The sequence below is a fragment of the Kitasatospora sp. NPDC005748 genome, assembly GCF_040630735.1.
In the GTDB taxonomy this organism is placed as follows: domain Bacteria; phylum Actinomycetota; class Actinomycetes; order Streptomycetales; family Streptomycetaceae; genus Kitasatospora.
Genome location: NZ_JBEXYD010000075.1, coordinates 15,279 through 33,270 on the forward strand (window position 1 = coordinate 15,279; position 17,992 = coordinate 33,270).

17 protein-coding genes, 1 pseudogene and 1 riboswitch are annotated in these 17,992 nt (G+C 74.1%); of the genes and pseudogenes, 8 read left to right on the forward strand and 10 right to left on the reverse strand.

Annotated features, from left to right (window positions below; all coding sequences use genetic code 11):
• The first annotated feature begins 124 nt into the window (after positions 1–124).
• Complete coding sequence (locus ABZ495_RS32750; RefSeq protein ID WP_359839465.1) at positions 125–2,191, forward strand: MFS transporter; 2,067 nt, start codon at positions 125–127, stop codon at positions 2,189–2,191.
• Between the two features lie 108 nt (positions 2,192–2,299).
• Here ABZ495_RS32750 and ABZ495_RS32755 read toward each other — a convergent pair whose 3' ends face one another.
• Positions 2,300–2,776, reverse strand: a complete 477-nt coding sequence (locus tag ABZ495_RS32755) for a MarR family winged helix-turn-helix transcriptional regulator (RefSeq protein WP_359839467.1) — start codon at positions 2,774–2,776, stop codon at positions 2,300–2,302.
• 60 nt (positions 2,777–2,836) lie between these two features.
• On the opposite strand from ABZ495_RS32755, the gene ABZ495_RS32760 reads away from it, so the two are divergent.
• Both ABZ495_RS32760 and ABZ495_RS32765 read left to right on the forward strand, forming a co-directional pair.
• Positions 2,837–3,214 (forward strand): cupin domain-containing protein, encoded by a 378-nt coding sequence (locus ABZ495_RS32760; RefSeq protein ID WP_359839469.1) that lies wholly within the window; start codon positions 2,837–2,839, stop codon positions 3,212–3,214.
• Between the two features lie 197 nt (positions 3,215–3,411).
• On the forward strand, positions 3,412–3,744 hold the full coding sequence (locus ABZ495_RS32765) for an antibiotic biosynthesis monooxygenase (protein ID WP_329487423.1): 333 nt from the start codon (positions 3,412–3,414) through the stop codon (positions 3,742–3,744).
• Positions 3,745–3,944: 200 nt separating this feature from the next.
• On the opposite strand, the gene ABZ495_RS32770 is transcribed toward ABZ495_RS32765, so the two are convergent.
• The gene (locus ABZ495_RS32770) at positions 3,945–4,376 is read right to left on the reverse strand and encodes a helix-turn-helix domain-containing protein (protein ID WP_359839471.1); all 432 of its coding nucleotides are present in this window, start codon (positions 4,374–4,376) and stop codon (positions 3,945–3,947) included.
• Positions 4,377–4,468: 92 nt separating this feature from the next.
• Here ABZ495_RS32770 and ABZ495_RS32775 point away from each other — a divergent pair, with 92 nt between their 5' ends.
• Positions 4,469–4,819 carry a DoxX family protein gene (locus ABZ495_RS32775; protein ID WP_359802844.1) on the forward strand — a complete coding sequence of 117 codons (351 nt, stop codon included), beginning with the start codon at positions 4,469–4,471 and terminating at the stop codon, positions 4,817–4,819.
• A gap of 160 nt (positions 4,820–4,979) precedes the next feature.
• Here the strand turns inward: ABZ495_RS32775 and ABZ495_RS32780 are convergent, their stop codons facing one another.
• The 6 genes from ABZ495_RS32780 to ABZ495_RS32805 all read right to left on the reverse strand — a co-directional run bounded on the left by ABZ495_RS32780 (position 4,980) and on the right by ABZ495_RS32805 (position 12,306).
• Entirely contained in the window at positions 4,980–5,783 is an 804-nt protein-coding gene (locus tag ABZ495_RS32780; RefSeq protein ID WP_359839480.1) for an ECF transporter S component, read from the reverse strand.
• 140 nt (positions 5,784–5,923) lie between these two features.
• On the reverse strand, positions 5,924–7,537 hold the full coding sequence (locus ABZ495_RS32785; RefSeq protein WP_359839473.1) for an ATP-binding cassette domain-containing protein: 1,614 nt from the start codon (positions 7,535–7,537) through the stop codon (positions 5,924–5,926).
• A complete protein-coding gene (locus ABZ495_RS32790; protein ID WP_359839482.1) occupies positions 7,534–8,592 on the reverse strand; it encodes an energy-coupling factor transporter transmembrane protein EcfT in 1,059 nt (352 codons plus the stop codon). The genes ABZ495_RS32785 and ABZ495_RS32790 overlap by 4 nt, the downstream gene beginning before the upstream one ends.
• 556 nt (positions 8,593–9,148) lie before the next feature.
• Positions 9,149–9,820 (reverse strand): SCO2322 family protein, encoded by a 672-nt coding sequence (locus ABZ495_RS32795; RefSeq protein WP_359839475.1) that lies wholly within the window; start codon positions 9,818–9,820, stop codon positions 9,149–9,151.
• A 164-nt stretch (positions 9,821–9,984) separates the two neighbouring features.
• Positions 9,985–11,250, reverse strand: coding sequence for a hypothetical protein (locus tag ABZ495_RS32800; RefSeq protein ID WP_359839476.1), 1,266 nt, complete (start codon positions 11,248–11,250; stop codon positions 9,985–9,987).
• Positions 11,251–11,359: 109 nt separating this feature from the next.
• A riboswitch (cobalamin riboswitch) is annotated at positions 11,360–11,436 on the reverse strand.
• A 249-nt stretch (positions 11,437–11,685) separates the two neighbouring features.
• A complete protein-coding gene (locus ABZ495_RS32805) occupies positions 11,686–12,306 on the reverse strand; it encodes a TetR family transcriptional regulator (protein WP_359803001.1) in 621 nt (206 codons plus the stop codon).
• 256 nt (positions 12,307–12,562) lie between these two features.
• Here ABZ495_RS32805 and ABZ495_RS32810 point away from each other — a divergent pair, with 256 nt between their 5' ends.
• The 3 genes from ABZ495_RS32810 (at position 12,563) to ABZ495_RS32820 (ending at position 15,889) form a co-directional block, all read left to right on the forward strand.
• Entirely contained in the window at positions 12,563–13,873 is a 1,311-nt protein-coding gene (locus tag ABZ495_RS32810; protein ID WP_352289552.1) for a glycosyltransferase family 4 protein, read from the forward strand.
• Between the two features lie 127 nt (positions 13,874–14,000).
• Positions 14,001–14,813 (forward strand): methyltransferase domain-containing protein, encoded by an 813-nt coding sequence (locus tag ABZ495_RS32815; RefSeq protein WP_359802838.1) that lies wholly within the window; start codon positions 14,001–14,003, stop codon positions 14,811–14,813.
• Entirely contained in the window at positions 14,810–15,889 is a 1,080-nt protein-coding gene (locus ABZ495_RS32820; protein ID WP_359802837.1) for a prenyltransferase, read from the forward strand. Before ABZ495_RS32815 ends, ABZ495_RS32820 begins: the two co-directional genes overlap by 4 nt.
• A gap of 126 nt (positions 15,890–16,015) precedes the next feature.
• On the opposite strand, the gene ABZ495_RS32825 is transcribed toward ABZ495_RS32820, so the two are convergent.
• Both ABZ495_RS32825 and ABZ495_RS32830 read right to left on the reverse strand, forming a co-directional pair.
• The gene (locus ABZ495_RS32825; protein ID WP_359839478.1) at positions 16,016–16,948 is read right to left on the reverse strand and encodes a hypothetical protein; all 933 of its coding nucleotides are present in this window, start codon (positions 16,946–16,948) and stop codon (positions 16,016–16,018) included.
• A gap of 210 nt (positions 16,949–17,158) precedes the next feature.
• Positions 17,159–17,830 (reverse strand): annotated as a pseudogene (locus tag ABZ495_RS32830) (N-acetylmuramoyl-L-alanine amidase); the annotation flags it as partial.
• A 1-nt stretch (position 17,831) separates the two neighbouring features.
• Here ABZ495_RS32830 and ABZ495_RS32835 point away from each other — a divergent pair.
• Positions 17,832–17,992: AMP-binding protein (locus ABZ495_RS32835; protein ID WP_359839484.1), on the forward strand; the 161-nt coding region annotated here is incomplete at its 3' end.

Here is a 17,992-nt window from a genome sequence, read left to right on the forward strand (position 1 = left end):
GCCGCCGTTCTTACGTTCGGCTCAACTGAACGGCGCAGACCGGGGCATTTCTGACAGCATGGTGGCTGGGAGTGATCATCCGCACGGACCCCGCCGACCGGGATCCGCGACCCCTGGAGTCTCCATGACGGATCCGATCGCCGCGTCCGACCGCGGCCCGGCCGGCGAGCCCGGGCCGCCGGAGGTCACCGCCCCCAACCTCTGGGTGCCGATCGGCGCGCTGCTGCTGGCGATGCTGCTGGCCGCGCTCGACCAGACCATCGTCTCCACCGCACTGCCGACCATCGTCAGCGACCTCGGCGGCCTGGAACACCTCTCCTGGGTGGTCACCGCCTACATGCTGGCCTCCACGGCGGCCACCCCGCTCTGGGGCAAGCTCGGCGACATGTACGGCCGGAAGCGCTTCTTCCAGGCCTCGATCGTGATCTTCCTGGTGGGCTCGGTGCTCTGCGGCATCGCCCAGAACATGGGCGAGCTGATCGCCTTCCGGGCCCTCCAGGGCCTCGGCGGGGGCGGGTTGATGGTGCTCTCCCAGGCGATCGTCGGTGACCTGGTCTCACCCCGGGACCGCGGCAAGTACCAGGGCCTGTTCGGCGCGGTCTTCGGCGTCACCAGCGTGCTCGGACCGCTGCTCGGCGGACTGTTCGTGGACAACCTCAGCTGGCGCTGGGTCTTCTACATCAACCTGCCGGTCGGGGTGGTCGCCCTGGTGGTGATCGCCGCCGTCCTGCACGGGACGGAGGTGAAGCGCCGGCACCGGATCGACTACCTGGGCACGGTCCTGATCGCCTCGGTGGCCACCTGCCTGGTGCTGATGACCTCGCTCGGCGGGACGACCTGGGCCTGGAGCTCCTGGCAGATCGTCGGGCTCGGCGTGCTGGGCGTCCTCCTGCTGGTCGCCTTCGTCCTGGTCGAGCGGACCGCGGCCGAGCCGGTGCTGCCGCTGCGGCTGTTCCGCTCCCGGACGTTCAGCCTGGTCGCGGTGATCTCCTTCGTGGTCGGTTTCGCGATGTTCGGCGCGCTCACCTACCTGCCGACGTTCCTCCAGGTGGTCATGCAGGTCTCGCCGACCATGTCCGGCATCCACATGCTGCCGATGGTGCTGGGGATGCTGTTCACCTCGATCGGCTCCGGCCAGATCGTCGCCCGGACCGGCCACTACCGGGCCTTCCCGATCGCCGGAACGGCCGTCACCACGGTGGGCCTGCTACTGCTCTCCGGCCTGGACGAGCACAGCAGCACCTTCGAGATGAGCTGCTACTTCCTGGTCTTCGGCCTGGGCCTCGGCCTGGTGATGCAGGTGCTGGTGCTGATCGTGCAGAACTCCGTCGGCTACCAGGACCTGGGCGTGGCCACCGCCGGCGCCACCTTCTTCCGGTCCATCGGGGCGTCGTTCGGCGTCTCCATCTTCGGCACCGTGTTCGCCTCCGGGCTCAACAGCCGGCTCTCCGACGCGCTCGCCTCCGGGGTCCCGGTGCCGGCCGGCTTCGACCCCGGCGCGATCACCTCCGACCCCCGGGTGATCGCCGCCCTGCCGGCCGCCACGCAGGACGCGATCTACCACGCGTACTCCGAGTCGATCACCCGGGTCTTCCTGTACGCGGTACCGGTGGCGTTGGTCGCCTTCGTGCTGTCGCTCTTCCTGCGCGAGCAGAAGCTGCGCTCGACGGTGACCGCGCCCGACCTGAGCGAGTCGATCGGCCTCAATCCGGTGGAGCGCTCCTCGCTGGACGAGATCGCCCGCTCCCTGTCGGTGCTGAGCACCCGGGAGGCCCGGCGCGACCTGTTCCGGAGGATCACGGAGGGTGCCGGGCTCGACCTCAAGCCGGCCTCCAGCTGGCTGCTGCTGCAGATGCACCACCACGGGTCGGCCGAGCCCGCCGAACTGGCGGAGCGCCGGATCGTGCCGCTCGCGGTCGTCGAGGAGGCCGCCCGGGAGGTCGAGGACCGGGGGCTGGCCGCGCGCACCGGCGGCCTGCCGTTGCGGCTCACCGAGCCGGGGGAGGCGGCGGCGGTCCGGCTGGTGGCGGCCCGCCGTGAGCAGCTCTCCGAACTGCTCGGGGACTGGGACGAGAAGCAGTACGCGGACCTGGCGGCGCTGCTGACCAAGCTCTCCGCCGCGCTCTGCGCCGACGAGCGCGACCGGCCGGACCGGGCCGGGGCGGAGCCCGCGGAGCGGCGGTCGGGGTAGGGGGTGGGTGCCCCGGTGGTGGGTCGGGCGTGCCGGCGGGTGCCTTGGTGGTGCGTCGGGCGTGCCGGCGGGTGCCTTGGTGGTGCGTCGGGCGTGCCGGCGGGTGCCTCAGGGGGTCCCGAACCACCGGGGCGTGTCGAGCCGGAACGGGTCGCCGGGGGCGAGGGTGCGCAGGTCCGTCTCCAGGGCGCGCAGTCGCTCCTCACCGAGGGTGTCGGACCACTGGGCGCGCAGTTCGTCGAAGATCCGGGCGGACCGGACCAGGCAGTCCACGCCCCGGGCGGTGAGCCGGACCACCTTGCGGCGGGCGTCGGCGGGGTCGCTGCCGCGCTCGACGTAGCCGAGCTGTTCGAGCTGTTCGACGGTCTTGCCGGCGGCCTGCTTGGAGACGCCGAGGCGGCGGCCGAGTTCGACGGCGGTGGTGCCGTCCGGCCCGATCGCCTGGAACACGAAGCCGTGCATCGGCCGCAGGTCGGGGTGGCCCTCGCGGGCGATCCGCTCGTGCAGCTCGTCGATGATCAAGCGGAAGGCGAGCAGCAGCCGCAGCGGCAGCTCGAAGCCGGGGGGAGCGAAGTCGCTTGACATGATAGACAACCTCATTGACCATATGGACAACGTCATTGACCATTCTAGGGGGCCGCACCCGTGTCCGTCATCCGCCGTACCGAAGCCCGTCGTACCGAGACGCCCAACGCCGCCATGACCACCCTCGCCTCGCCCACCCAGGGCGGCAGCGCGCTCGCGATGTGGCGCGTGGAGATGGCCGCCGGCGGCCAGGGCCCGCTGCACGTCTTCGACGTCGAGCAGGTCTGGACCGTCCTGACCGGCGCCCTGTCCGTCGAACTGGGCGAGGACGCCTTCGCGCTGGCGGCCGGCGACACGGCCGTGCTGCCCGCCGGTGTGGCGCGCCGGATCTCCGCCGGGGAAGCCGTCACCGCGCTGGTCGCCGCGCCGGGCGGGGCCCGGGTGTCCGTCGCCGGCCGGCCGGAGGAGGAGCCCTTCGTCCCCGGCTGGATCGCCTGATCCACGGGCATCGGCCCCCGCACCGCCCCTTCCGGAGCGGTGCGGGGGCCGGTGGAGGTTCGGCGGCCGCCGGGGGTCGGGCCGGGCGGAGGTGGCCGCCGCGGTTCAACTGGTCGACCATGCCCAGGAGGCCTCGTCGTTGCGCGGGGGAGACGTTCCGCGCCTGCCGCCACCCGCTTGTGGGGCAGGATGGAGCCATGAGCGTAGTCAAGATCAACGTACTGACCGTCCCCACCGAGCAGCGCGAGGTGCTGGAGAAGCGCTTCGCCTCCCGCGCGGGCTCCGTGGAGAACTCCGACGGCTTCGAGTGGTTCGAACTGCTCCGCCCGGTCGAGGGCACCGACAACTACCTCGTCTACACCCGGTGGGCCGACGAGGAGTCCTTCAAGGCCTGGATGGAGGGCCCCATGCAGGCTGCCCACCGCCAGGGCCCGCCGCCCGCCGAGGGCGAGGCGCCGCAGCGCCCGGCGGCCTCCGGCTCGACCCTCTGGTCCTTCGAGGTCGTCCAGTCGGCCGGCCCGAAGGGCTGACCGCTTCCCTCGGGCCCTCTCCTCGCACGGGTTTCGCGGGGGAGGGCCCGAACCGCGTTCTCAGCCGCCCGCGATGACGGCGACGTGGGCGGTGGCTGACCGGGACGGGCTGTCGAGGAGCGCCTTGCCCTTCGCCGCCGTGCCGAGAGAAGGCTGCCCGAGGCGACGCCAGGGTCTCCAGGTCCGGCCTCTTCTCTTGATCAGAAGCGGTTCGGCTCCTCATCAACGGGAGGGGTCTGCGCCGGGGTTGCCCGATCCGCCTCGACAGCCCCGGCCGCCTCGGCTGCTTCCCGGAAGGTGACGACCGCCTCGCCGTTCTCCCGCGCCCATGCGGTGAGCATCCTGATGGGCTCCTCCAGGGTTCGCCCGAGATCGGTCAGGCCGTACTCCACGCGCGGCGGCGCCTCGGCGTACGCGTGCCGCTCGACCAGCCCGTTGGCCTGGAGCCGACGCAACGTCTGGGTCAGCACCTTGCGCGAGACGCCGCCGCTCAGCTCGACCAACTCGCCGTGACGCAACGGGCCGTCGGTCAGCGCGAAGAGCGTGACCATGGACCACTTGCTGGCGATGATCTCCATGGCCAGGAGAGCGGGACAGTCGGCGAGGAAGACGATTCCCGGTCGCAGGCTCATGCCCCGAAGGTTACCTGGAGGTACCTGATGGCCGCCTATCGTCGTGGAGGTGCGCACGCCTCCTACCCGCATCGCATGATTGAGGTTCAGCCATGTTCGTCTCACTCGCCGTCGTCACCGTGGTCATGTCGGCGCTTCTCCTGGCATCGGCCGGGGCCAAGGCTCTGCGGACGCGGCACATCACCGAGCAGATGTCCACACTCGGACTGTCGCAGAGCCTGATGGCCTTCCTGATCGGCGCTCAGATCGCCGGCGCGGCCGGTGCGATCGCCGGACTCCGGTGGGGACCCGTCGGGATCGCCGCCGCGATAGGCCTTTCGCTCTACTTCGCCGGGGCGGTCGCCTTCCACCTGCGCGTCGGCGACCGCAAGGGCGCGTCTCCGGCGGCGGTCCTCACCATCGCCTCCGTGGCCCTGGTCGTGCTGCGCGTCGCCACCCTCTGACAGCGGACGGCCGGCTGCCGTCGGGGCCGTGGGGGGCACGTTCCAGGCCGCCAAGCGCCTGGCCACAGCTCGGCCGAGTCGCCCGGGTGCTTCTCGCGGGTCTCGGCCGTCCTGCCCATCGAGGTGGTGCGCCCCGGATTCGGCCGGGGCGCACCACCGTTCAGGGGGTGGGCGGTGGGCGGAACTCGACCGGGGCGGCGAAGGCGGCGCGGCGGGTGGCTCGGCGGAGGGCGCGGAGGACGGTGGTGCCGAGGGTGAGGCAGAGGACGACGGTGAGGACGGCGCGGGGGAGGTCCCAGCCGAGGGAGGTGGTGAGGCAGTAGGCGGCGAAGCGGACCAGGTTGGCGCTCACGTCGTCCCCCGGGACGAAGGAGATCGAGCCGGACAGGCCGGCGATATAAGGCCAGCCCTGGAGGTTCATCACCGTGCCGTAGAGCAGTGAGGCGACGGCGCCGTAGCCGGCGAGCAGGGCGAGTTCGCGGCGGCCGCGCAGGGTAGCGGCGCCCGGGAGCAGGCCGGCGCCCAGGCAGACCCAGCCCATGGCGAGCATCTGGAACGGGAGCCAGGGGCCGACCCCGCCGGTCAGCAGCGCGGAGGCGAACATCGAGAGCGAGCCGAGGACGAAGCCGAAGCCGGGGCCGAGGACCCGCCCGGCGAGCACCATCAGGAAGAACATCGGCTCCAGGCCGGCGGTGCCCGCGCCGAGCGGGCGCAGCGCGGCGCCCGCCGCGGCCAGGACGCCGAGCAGGGCGACCGACTTGGCGTCCAGGCCCGGCGCGCCGCCGCCGGCCGTGCGGCCCTCGGAGATCTGGGCGATCACCACCGCGAGGAGGAGCGGCAGGAGGAGGGCGAATAGCCAGGGGGCGTCGGTGGAGTGGCCGACCAGGGCGGAGTCGGTGGCGGCGAGCAGCGGCCAGCCGAAGGCGGCCACGCCGACCGAGGAGGTGAGCAGCAGGGTGGCGATCGAGCGGCGGCCGAGGGGGACGGGGCGGTTCCCCGCGCGGGGGGTGCGGTTCGTCCGGCTTGGGTTCGTCCGGCTTGGGTTCGTTCGGCTTGGGTTCGTTCGGCTTGGGTTCGTTCGGCTTCGGGGCATTCGGCTTCGGTTCATTCGGCGCTCCCGGCGAGGGCCTGTTCGACCTGGTGGACGGTGAGCCAGGGCCCGGGCGCGAGGATCTTGGAGACCTGTGGGGCGAAGGTGGGGGAGGAGACCACCACCTCCGGGGTCGGGCCGTCCGCGACGATCTCTCCGTCGGCCAGGATCACCGTGCGGTGGGCGAGTTCGGCGGCGAGCTCGACGTCGTGGGTGGCGAGCAGGACGGCGTGGCCCTCGGCGGCGAGCGTCCGCAGGATCTCCACCAGGCGGGCCTTGGCGGCGTAGTCGAGACCCCGGGTGGGCTCGTCGAGCAGGATCAGCGGCGGCCGGGCGGTGAGCACCACGGCCAGCGCCAGGGTGAGCCGTTGGCCCTCGGAGAGGTCGCGCGGGTGGGTGGCGTCGGCGATGCCGGGCAGTAGCCGCTCCACCAGGGCGCGGCAGGTGCCCGGGTCGGCGCCCGCGTCGCCGTCCGCCGCGGCGCACTCAGCGGCGACGCTCTCCCCGTACAGCAGGTCGCGCGGGTCCTGCGGGACGAGGCCGACCTGGCGGATCAGCTCGGCGGGCCGGGTGCGGTGCGGGGCCCGGCCGCCGACCCGGACGCTGCCGGCGGCGGGGGCGTGCAGGCCGACCAGAGCGCCGAGCAGGGTGGACTTGCCGGCGCCGTTGCGGCCCATGAGTGCCGTGATCTCCCCGGGGTGGAGGGCGAGGTCCACTCCGCGCAGAGCCGGGACGGGGCCGCGCTTGACGGCGAGGCGGTCGGCGGTGGCGAGCGGGGCGGTGGCCGGGTCGGTGGGTGCGGCGGCGGGGCGCAGGCCGTCCAGTCGGGTACGGAGGGTGGCGGCCTTGCGGCGGGCGTCGCGGACCGTGAGCGGCAGCGGGGTCCATCCGGCGAGCCGGCCGAGGCCGACCACGGGCGGGTGGACGGGGGAGTGCGCCATCACCTCGGCCGGTTCGCCGAGGACGGGCGGGGCGCCGGGGGTCAGCAGCAGGACCTGGTCGGCGTACTGGACGACCCGCTCCAGCCGGTGCTCCGCCATCAGGACGGTGGTGCCCAGGTCGTGGACCAGGCGTTGCAGAACCGCCAGCACCTCCTCGGCGGCGCCCGGGTCGAGGGCCGAGGTGGGCTCGTCCAGGACCAGAACGCGCGGGTGGACGGTGAGCACCGAGCCGATGGCGACGCGCTGTTGCTGGCCACCGGAGAGCGAGCCGAGCGCGCGGTCGCGCAGATCGGCGAGGCCGAGCAGGTCGAGCGTCTCCTCGACCCGGCGCCGCATCACGTCCGGCGCCAGGCCCAGCGACTCCATGCCGTAGGCGAGTTCGTCCTCGACCGTGTCGGTGACGAAGTGGGCGAGCGGGTCCTGGCCCACCGTGCCGACCAGGTCGGCGAGTTCGCGCGGCCGGTGCTCCCGGGTGTCGCGCCCGGCGACGGTCACCCGGCCGTGCAGCACGCCGCCGGTGAAGTGCGGGACGAGGCCGCTGACGGTGCCCAGCAGGGTGGACTTGCCGGAGCCGGAGGGGCCCACCAGCAGGCAGAGCTCCCCTTCGGGGACGGTCAGGTCGACGCCGCTGAGCGCCGGGGCCTCGGCGTCGGCGTACTGGACGGAGACCTGCTCGAAGGTGATCACGAGGCCCTCCGGGGCGGGTGCGGGGTGACGAACGCCGGTACCAGGCCGATCAGTACGGCGAGGACGGCGGTCAGGGGCAGGGCGGGGGCGGTCGGCGGGACGACGGTCGGGGCGAAGGCGGCGGGGTCGAGGGCGGAGAGCCAGATCGTCAACGCGGCCACGGCGGCGCCCGATCCGGCGGTCAGCCACTCGGGGAGGGACCACGGGTCGGGGCGGTAGCGCGTCCGGGGGGAGCGGCGGCCGCCGAGCAGCAGACCGGCGAAGGCCGCGGCCAGGCCGAGCAGCAGGACGGGCGCCGCCCAGCCGGCGCCGTCGGCGGTCAGCAGTCCGTAGGCGGCGAGGCAGATCCCGAGCAGGCCGGACAGGGTGAGCGCGGCGGTGGTGCGGGCGAGGCGGGGCGGGACGTCGGTGGTGCGGCCGAAGCCGCGGGTGTCCATCGCGGCGGCCAGTGCGACCGAACGCTCCAACGCGCCCTCCAGGACGGGCAGTCCGACGCTCAGCACGGCGGCCACGCCCCGGTCGGTGCGCCCGCGCAGACGGCGGGCGGCGCGCAGCCGCTGCACGTCGGCGACCAGGTTGGGCGCGAAGGTCATCGCGACCACGACGGCCACGCCCGCCTCGTAGAGCGCGCCGGGCAGCGTGCGCAGCAGGCGGGTCGGACTGGCGAGGGCGTTCGCGGCGCCGACGCAGACCAGCAGGGTGGCCAGCCGCAGCCCGTCGTAGAACGCGGCGAGCAGGCCCTCGACGGTGACCCGGCCGCCGATCCGGACGCCCTGAGCCCAGGCGGGCAGCGGTACTTCGGGGAGGGTGAGGAGGACGTGGGTGCCGGGGATCGGGGAGCCGAGCAGGACCGCGAAGACCAGGCGGATGCCGAGGACCACCAGGCCGAGGCGGAGGAACGCGCCGTAGGAACGGGACCACGGCGCGTCCCCGCGGCGGGCGGCCACGACGTAGCCGGCGACGGCGGCGAGCAGGAGGAGCAGCAGCGGGTTGGTGGTGCGGGTGGCGGCCGCGCCGAGGCCGAGTGCCCACAGCCACCAGGCGCCGGGGTGCAGTTGGCGGGGGCCGAGCGGGGTGCGGGCGGCGCGCGGGGTGCGGCGGGGAGGCCGGGGGAGGCGGGCGCGGTGCGGGGGGTGGGGCTGGCCGGGGGCGCGGGGTGTGGTCACGGGGTGGGGTCCAGGTCGGGGCGGGTGGGGGAGAGGGCGGAGGGCGGGTGGGGGAGAGGGCGGAGGGCGGGTGCAGGTGTGGGTGCAGGTGTGGGGGTGGGGGCGGAGTAGGAAGTCGGCTGGGCCGACTTCCTACTCCGGGCGCTTCCCGCGGCCTTGTCCACGTTTCTGCGGGCGGGGTCCTGCTTTCGCTTGCGGCCCGGGCTTTCTGTAGACCGGTCGATATATGTAGACCGGTCTACAGAGATGGGCTGCTCTCTATGTAGACCGGTCGATATAAAGGTCCCGATCCGGCCCGGGGTGGGGCTGCGGGCCCGATAGGCCCGGACCCGGCCCGGAGGCCGGGTGGGGCTGACGGGCCGGGCGCGTGGTGCGCGCCCGGCCCGTCAGCCCTTCTATGCAGACCGGTCTACATAGGTGGACCGGTCTACATATTCGACCCGACTCAGCGGCGCCGGCGGGCCTGCCAGACCGCACCGGCGGCCAGGGCGGCGACCAGGACGGCCCCGGCGATCAAGCCGATGTCGGGGCCGCTGCCGTGGTCACCGTCGGCCGAGCCGCCCCCGGAACCGTCACCGGCACCGTTCGCGGCCGGTTTGTTCGCCGCGCCGAGCTGGTCGCCGCAGCCGGCCTTCGGATAGCCGGCGATGGCACAGAGCAGGCCGTTGGTGTCGTACCGCAGTGGCGGGGCGACGGCCGCCAGGACCTCGGCCGAGTTGGCACCGGTGGGCACGACCGCACAGGCCGTGCGGAGCCCGGGCGGGGTCTCGCCGGGGGAGTCGGCGGCGGTGCCGAAGTCCAGGACCACGGCGACACGTTTGCGCCCCGGCTGTTCGGTGGTACCGCCGCAGGTGGTGGCGAAGTCCCCGGCGGCACCGGGCCGGGCGGCCTCCCGGCCGCCGTCGGGGCTGACGGCGAAGCGCCACCCGTCCACGCCCCCGTCCTGCGGCACGTACACGGCCGGGCCCTGCTGCTGGTAGCCCCAGGCGCCGTCGGACCACTTCCAGAACGACCAGTACCGGTACCCGGCGGCCTGCGCGGGCGCCGCGCCGATGACCAGCAGGATCAGCACCCCGGCGATCAGTCCGGCGAGGAACCGGACGACCGCGGCCACCACCCGCCGACGCCGCTGGGGGTCGGCACAGGCCCGCCCGGCGCGACCCGCACCGGCGCGACCGACACCGGCGCGACCGACACCGGCGCGACCGACACCGGCGCGACCGACACCGGCATCGTCGGCATCGGCGGCGCGGGCGGTGGCCCGGGGGGTGCCGGGGGTGGTCACAGCTTCTGGCCCCGCTTGCGCTGCAGGCTCAGCAGCAGCCCGCCGCCGATGCCGATCAGCAGGCCCACGCCGATCACCCACCACTGGCCGAAGCCGCCGTCCTTCTTCTTCTCGGCCGGCGCCGAGGAGGCGGGGGCGGAGGCCGCGCCGGTCGCCTTGGGCGCCGGGCCCAGCGCCGTCAGCTGCCCGACCAGGTCGCCGCCGAACGCGGCGGGGTCCCGCTGGGCGGCCTGGGCGACCAGCAGCAGGGTGGCGGTGGCCGAGGCGTCGGTGCCGCCCTTGGTCCAGGTGCCGCCCTCCTTGGCCAGCCAGTCCACCGCGCCGGTCGCCTGCTGCGGGTGCCCGCTCTGGATCAGGCCGAGCGCGGCCCAGGCGGTGGCGGTGTAGTCGGGGGTCGGGGCGGCCCCGGGAAGGGTCAGCGTGAGGTGCTGGTCACCGGCCGCGAGCTGGGCGGTGAGGTAGGCGCCGGCCGCCTCGGCGGAGTCCGCGCGCGCCACGAGCGGTTCTGTGGAGCCGTTCGCGCAGGGCAGGGCCTTGGGCGCGGCGTCCGTCCGGTTGGTGTTGGTGACCGGAAGCTTCCCGCCCGCCGCGGCGAGCGTGGCCTGGGCACTGGCCAGGGCGTTCGGGGCGAGCGCGCCGGCCGGGTCGGGCTGGTAGGCGAAGGCCCCGCGCTGGTCGGCGGGGGCGGCGCAGCCGAGCTGGAAGAGCGCCAGCCCGTCGTAGGCGCTCCGGCCCGCCTTGGCGACGGCCGCCGGGTCCAGCTTGGCGGCGAGCAGGGCGTTCACGGCCAGGCCGGTGGAGTTGGCGTCACCGGGGCTGCCGGGGTTGTAGGGCCAGCTGCCGTCCGCGTTCTGGTTGGCCTTGAACCACTGGACGCCCTTGTCGACGGAGTCCTGGTGGCCGCCGAGCGCGACCAGGGCCTGGACGGCGACGGCGGTGGCGTTGCTGTCCTCGGTCTTGGGGTCGCACGCGGCGGAGGCGTCCGCGCGGTAGGACGGCCAGCCGCCGTCCGCGCACTGCTGGCCGGTGAGCCAGGAGACGGCGGAGTCGGCCGGGGTCACCTTGGCGCCCGCCAGCGCGGTGAGGGCGAGGGACTGGCGCCACACGCCGTCGTACGTCGGGTCGCCCTTGCCGTAGAGGCCCTCGGGGACGGGCGCGGTGGCGCCGGCCGAGGGGCTGTCGGCGAGGGCCGGTGCGGCGGCGGCGCCGGCCAGCAGGGCGGCGGACAGGGCTGCGGCGCCCAGGCGGGCGGCGGTGAGCATGGTGGGGTTGAGCCTTTCGATGAGCGGTGGGGGTGGCCCGGGTGGGCCGTTCCGTAGACCTCGACGGTGCCGGGCACGGGGTGCCCGGCATGGCCGCTCGCCTCTCTCCGGGCACTCCGACTGCCCCGGCCGTCCAGCGCCGGGCTCACGGTTGCGGGTCAGTGCCGGATTCGCACCGGCTTTCCCCGGAGGAGAAGCGGGATGGAGTTGTCCTGCCCGTCGACTTTAGCCGCCGCGACCGTGACCGCCGTGCCTCCGGTCGCCGCGCGGAGGAGTCGGGGCGCCGACCGCGCCCGGACTCCGGAGCCACCCCAGCCCCGAACCCACCCGAGCCCCGGAACCACCCACCCCGACCCACCCCGACCGATCCCGCCCGCGCCCCGAGAACAGGTTCCACTTCCCTGCCCCTTCCCCGCCCCGCCCGCGGGCGCGCGCTCAGGGCAGTGTGAGCAGCCGCGCGGCGGTGTGCAGATCGGCGCGGACCTCGGCGATCGAGGCCCGCCCGGAGAGCCAGGAGACCAGGGCCGAGTGCCAGGTGTGCTCGATCACCCGGACGGCCGCACGCTGGCTCCCGGTCGGCGGCCCGGACTGGCCGATCGCGTCCAGGATCAGCTGCCCGGTGGCCGAGCTCACCTGGTCCACCTCGGCGCTCACCGAGCGGTCGGCGAACGACAGCGCTCGCACCATCGCCTCGGCCAGCAGCGGTTCGCGCTGGAGCGCGTGGAACGCCCGGGTGAGCGTCTCGGCGACCCGCGAGGCCGCGTCCTGCTCGGCCGGCGGGTGCCGTCGGACCTGCTCCTGGAGGCCCTGCAACTGCTCCAGCATGACCGCGACCAGCAGATGGACCTTGGACGGGAAGTACCGGTACAGGGTGCCGAGCGCCACCTGCGCGCCCTCCGCGACCTCCCGCATCTGCACCGCCTCGTACCCGCCGCGGGCGGCCAGCCCGGTCGCGGCCCGCAGGATCCGCCGCCGCCGTTCGGCCTGGCGGGCGGTCAGCGGCGGGTCGGCGGACTGCCCGGCGGGCCCGGCGGGGCCGGGGGCGGCGGCGGGCACGGAGGTGACGGGCGGTGGCAAGGGTGCTCCCGGGGCGCGAGAGTGACGGGGGGTGCTCCGGCCGGTCCGGCGGACGCTCCGGCAGTGCTCCGGCGTGGCGTGAATCACCAGCCCTGGCATCTGAGGAGAAGCTACGGGCCGGTATCTTCGAGGTCTCTCATTGTTCACATGGTCACGGGCGAACTCCACACCGCACTGAAACCTGATCTACTTTAGCGACCGGCAGCACAGACTTCAGCAAGGACGGGAGCCGACGATGACCGCGCAGCCGCTGCGGATTGCCCTGCTGTCGTACCGCGGCGACCCGTTCTGCGGCGGCCAGGGCGTCTACGTACGGCACCTCTCCCGCGAGCTGGCGCGCCTCGGCCACCACGTGGACGTGATCGGCTCCCAGCCCTACCCCGTCCTGGACGAGGTCGAGGGCCCCGGCTCGGTCCGCCTGGTCGAGCTGCCCAGCCTGGACCTCTACCGCGCCGACGACCCGTTCCGCACCCCGGGGCTCGCCGAGTACCGGGGCCCGGTGGACCTGCTGGAGTTCGCCACCATGCGCACCGGCGGCTTCCCCGAGCCGCTGACCTTCTCGCTGCGCGCCCGTCAGTACCTCGCGCTGCACAAGGGCCGCTACGACGTGGTGCACGACAACCAGACCCTCGGGTACGGGCTGCTCGGCCTCGCGCGGCACGGCTTCCCTCTGGTGACCACGATCCATCACCCGATCACCGTGGACCGGCAGCTGGAGCTGGACGCGGCGCCGAGCCTGGCCCGCCGGCTGTCGCTGCGCCGCTGGTACGCGTTCACCCGGATGCAGCGCCGGGTGGCCGCCCGGCTGGACAGCATCATCACCGTCTCCGGCACCTCGAAGCGCGAGATCGCCGAGCACCTGGGCGCCTCGCCGGGCGCCGTCTCGGTGGTGCCGATCGGCGCCGACACCCGGCTCTGGTCGCCGTCCGAGCGGGTCGCCCGGGTGCCCGGCCGGATCGTCACCACCTCCAGCGCCGACGTCCCGCTCAAGGGCCTGGTCCACCTGGTCGAGGCGCTGGCCAAGGTCCGCACCGAGCGGGACGCGCACCTGGTCGTGGTCGGCAAGCCGCAGAAGGAGCGGGGGCCGGTCGCCGAGGCGGTGCGCCGCTTCGGGCTGGAGCGGTTCATCGAGTTCCGGCACGGCCTGACCGACGGGGAGCTGGTCGACCTGTACCGCTCGGCCGAGGTGGCCTGCGTGCCGTCGCTGTACGAGGGTTTCTCGCTGCCCGCCGCCGAGGCGATGGCCACCGGTACGCCGCTGGTCGCCACCACCGGCGGGGCGATCCCCGAGGTGGCCGGGCCGGACGGCGAGACCTGTCTCGCGGTGCCGCCGGGCGACGCGGGCGCGCTGGCGGCGGCGCTCGGCCGGCTGCTGGACGATCCGGCGCTGCGTCGCACGCTCGGTGAGGCCGGGCGCGAGCGGGTGCTCGCCCGGTTCACCTGGGAGCGGGCCGCCGCGCTGACCGCCGACAGCTACCGGGCGGCGATCGCCACCGGTGCCGGGCGGCGGGCCCGGTCCGGTCCGGGCTGGCGGTACGTGGCCTGACGGGTCGCCGGACCCGTCCGCGTCGGACCCGCCCCGGGCGGATCCTGCGCTCCGCCGGACTCGGCCGGCCCGGCCGGGACCGGCCCGGCGTCACAAACGTTTGGTACCAGAGGAATGGGAGCCCGCAGTGCTGACCGTTGATTTCTCGCGCTTCCCGCTCGCCCCCGGCGACCGGGTGCTCGACCTGGGCTGCGGCGGGGGGCGGCACGCGTTCGAGTGCTACCGGCGCGGGGCCCGGGTGACCGCCCTCGACCAGAGCGCCGAGGAGATCGCCGAGGTCAAGAAGTGGTTCGCCGCCATGGCGGAGGCCGGCGAGGCTCCGGAGGGCGCGTCGGCGGTCGCGATGGAGGGCAACGCGCTGGCCCTGCCGTTCGAGGACGAGTACTTCGACAAGATCATCATCTCTGAGGTGATGGAGCACATCCCCGACGACAAGGGCGTGCTCAACGAGATGTTCCGGGTGCTCAAGCCCGGTGGGCTGCTGGCCGTCACCGTGCCGCGCTGGCTGCCCGAGAAGATCTGCTGGGCGCTCTCCGACGAGTACCACGAGGTGGAGGGCGGCCACATCCGGATCTACCGGGGCGACGAGCTGCTCGACAAGCTCAAGGACGCCGGTCTGGAGCCGTACGGCACCCACCACGCGCACGCGCTGCACTCGCCCTACTGGTGGATCAAGTGCGCGGTGGGGGTGGACAACGACAAGGCGCTGCCGGTCAAGGCCTACCACCAGCTGCTGGTCTGGGACATCGTCGGCACCCCGGTGATCAGCAAGCTCACCAAGGCCGCCGAGAAGGCCCTCAACCCGGTGATCGGCAAGAGCTTCGTCGCCTACGCCTCCAAGCCGAACCGCGCCGAGCCCGTGGCGGACCTCGTCGGGCCCGCCACCGGCCGCGCCGACGAGGCGGCGGACCGCGCCGACGCCGGGCGGGCGGGCGAGTGACCGCCGCCGTCCCCGAGGCGCTGCTGCTGGACGGGGTGCTCGATGCCGAGCAGGCCGCCCGGACCGTCCGCAGCATCCTCGCCGAGCAGCAGGACGACGGCGCGATACCGTGGTTCACCGGCCACCACCTGGACCCGTGGGACCACACCGAGGCCGCGATGGCCCTGGACACCGCCGGCGAGCACGCCGCCGCCGAGGCCGCCTACCGCTGGCTGGCGGCCCACCAGAACCCCGACGGCTCCTGGTACGCCGCCTACGCGTACGGGCAGGACGTCCCGGACGGCACGGTCTCGGACCCGGCCAAGGAGACGAACTTCTGCGCCTACGTGGCGGTCGGCGTCTGGCACCACCACCTGAGCACCGGGGACGACGCGTTCCTGGACTGGATCTGGCCGGTCGTGCGGCGCGCCCTCGACTTCATCGTCGGCCTGCGGCTGCCGGGCGGTCCGATCTCCTGGCGGGTGGACGAGCACGGCGAGGCGCCCGACGAGGCGCTGCTGACCGGCTCCTCCAGCATCCTGCACGCCCTGCGCTGCGGTCTGGCCGTCGCCGACTACCTGGAGGAGCCGCAGCCCGACTGGGAGCTGGCGGCCGGCCGGCTGCGGCACGCCATCGCGCACCACCCCGAGCGGTTCCTGGACAAGGACCGCTTCTCGATGGACTGGTACTACCCCGTGCTCGGCACCGCGCTGCGCGGCCGGGCCGCGCTGGAGCGGATCGAACGGGACTGGGACCGCTTCGTCGTCCCCGGCCTCGGCGTGCGCTGCGTCAGCGACCGCCCCTGGGTGACCGGCGGGGAGAGCGCGGAACTGGCCATGGCGCTCTGGGCGGTCGGCGAGTCCGACCGCGCGGTCGAGATCCTGCGCTGGATCCAGAAGCACCTGCGGCACAGCGACGGCTCGTACTGGACCGGCTACGTCTTCGAGGACGACGCCATCTGGCCCGAGGAGCGCACCACCTGGACGGCGGGGGCGCTGCTGCTGGCCGTCGCGGCGCTCGGCGGCGACCCGGCCACGGTGACGGTCTTCGGCGGTGACCAGCTGCCCACCGGGCTGGTGGTCCAGGACTGCTGCTGAACGACCGCCGCTGACCCGCCCGCACGCCGCGGCGACGCACGACGAACACGCACGACGAACACGCACGACGAAGGGGCGGGACCGGAGTTGATCCGGTCCCGCCCCTTCGTCGTGCGTGGCGGTGTGTCAGCCGCGCTGGATGCCGGTGGTGTCGGCCAGCAAGCCCTGGGAGCCGTCCTGGAGCTGGGCGACCAGCGCGGCGCCGCGCTGCTCGACCGCCAGGTACCAGGTGCCCGGAACGAGTTCACCGACCGGGGCGCCGGCCGGGTTGTCCTTCGGGGACAGCTGGCGCGGCGCCGGGACGGCGAACCAGAACGGTGCGAAGTCGGGCGCCGGAGCCTGCTGGGCCTGGGCCGGCTGCGCCTGGGTGGGCGCCGGGGCCTGGTGCGCGGCCTGCTGGGCGGCGTGCTGCGCGGCCTGCTGCTGGGCGGCGTCCTGCGGCTGGCCGGCCTGCGGGGCCGGGTAGCCGTAGGCGCCGGGCTGGCCGCCGAACGCGGGCGACTGCACCTGCTGCGGGTCCTGGCCCGGGGCCGGGTAGCCGTACTGGCCGGGCTGGCCCGGCTGCGGGGCCGGGTAGCCGCCGGGGTAGCCCTGCGGGACGGCCGGCTTGTCGGTGACCAGCGGGGCCTTCAGCGCGGGCACCAGCGGACCGGCCGCGGCGGCACCGGCGAGGACCAGGAGCGAGATGACGGCCAGCCAGGCGCCGAAACCGTGGTCCAGACCCTTCGGGCCACCGCCCAGGGCCCAGATCGAGGTCCAGAGCGCGGCGACGGCGAACGCGATGCCCCACTGGTCCAGCCGCAGGCCGAGCACCTGGCGGGTGGCGGCGGCGGCGCCCTGGAAGCGCTGCACCAGGATCAGCACGGCGGAGAGGATGCCGAGCAGGAAGACCGAGGGCAGCACGGGGAACAGGACGCTGTCCCAGGCGTTCTGCGACGTGTCGCCGCAGTACCTGCCACTGCAGTCCACGGTCCAGTACGGCAGGAAGGAGGCGATGAAGAGCAGGACGGCCGCACCTGCGACGGCGGCGTCTCCCCTGGTGAGAGCGCGCAGATTCACTAACGTTCCCCTCGTTGGTGTGTCGTGGACGGCGGTTATCTCGCGGTCGGCTGACCGGTCCGGAAAACTCTGAACGGACCAGAAGCCTAGGGCCAACCGCCTCGCGGGTGCACAGCGGGCTCGGGAATGGGGCGAAGTCGTTGCAAACTGCGCGCGCCCGGTCCCTTGCTGTCCACCTTCCGGCGGCGCGGGCCGGGCCGCCGGGGCCGGCTACCGCGTGGTCAGAAAGGCCGTCAGTGCGTCGGCGATCCCCTGGGCGGCCTGCTGGCGCCACTGAGGGTCCGTCATCCTTTTGGCGTCGGTCGAATTGCGCATGTTACCGCACTCGATGAACACCTTGGGCACGGTCGAGAGGTTCAGCCCGCCGAGGTCGGAGCGGGTGTCCAGACCCTGGCTCGCGATGTAGTCGGCGTACGGCTCGCCCGTCGCCGCGTGGAAGCTGTCGCGCAGCAGCAGGCCGAGCCGGTGCGAGGGCGCGACGATCGCGGAGTTGTCCGCCGTGCCCGCGACCACCTTGGCGGGCATGATCACGTGGAACCCGCTGCCGCCGGGCGGGCCGCCGTCCCCGTGCACCGAGACCGCCGCGTCGGCGTGCGCGGTGACGCCCGCCTTCGCGCGCGCGTCGATGCACGGGCCCCAGGACTGGTCGCCGTCCTGCACCAGGACGACCGTCGCCCCCCGGGCGGTGAGGATCGCGCGGGCCCGGCGGGAGACGTCCAGGGTGTACTCGGCCTCGCTGTACCCGGCGTTGGTGGAGGTGCCGGTGGTGTCGCACTCCTTGCGGGCGTTGCCGATGTCGACCTGACGGTTGATCTCGGTGGTGTGCGCGGCGTTGCCGGGGTTGTGACCGGGATCGATCAGGACGGTCCGCCCGGCCAGCGCGGTGGCGGACCCGGCGCTCTCCGAGGCCGTCGGAGCGGCCGTCGGGTCGGCTGTCGGAGCGGCCTGGGACCTGGCGTACCTGATCTACACCTCCGGCACCACCGGCACCCCCAAGGGCGTACCCGTCACCCACCGCTCGCTGGTCTTCACGCTCGACCGGGT

Coding starts and splice junctions, on each gene's coding strand:
- ABZ495_RS32750 (WP_359839465.1), top strand. CDS start 125: ATGACGGATCCGATCGCCGCGTCCGACCGCGGCCCGGCCGGCGAGCCC.
- ABZ495_RS32755 (WP_359839467.1), bottom strand. CDS start 2,776: ATGTCAAGCGACTTCGCTCCCCCCGGCTTCGAGCTGCCGCTGCGGCTG.
- ABZ495_RS32765 (WP_329487423.1), top strand. CDS start 3,412: ATGAGCGTAGTCAAGATCAACGTACTGACCGTCCCCACCGAGCAGCGC.
- ABZ495_RS32770 (WP_359839471.1), bottom strand. CDS start 4,376: ATGAGCCTGCGACCGGGAATCGTCTTCCTCGCCGACTGTCCCGCTCTC.
- ABZ495_RS32775 (WP_359802844.1), top strand. CDS start 4,469: ATGTTCGTCTCACTCGCCGTCGTCACCGTGGTCATGTCGGCGCTTCTC.
- ABZ495_RS32800 (WP_359839476.1), bottom strand. CDS start 11,250: ATGCTCACCGCCGCCCGCCTGGGCGCCGCAGCCCTGTCCGCCGCCCTG.
- ABZ495_RS32810 (WP_352289552.1), top strand. CDS start 12,563: ATGACCGCGCAGCCGCTGCGGATTGCCCTGCTGTCGTACCGCGGCGAC.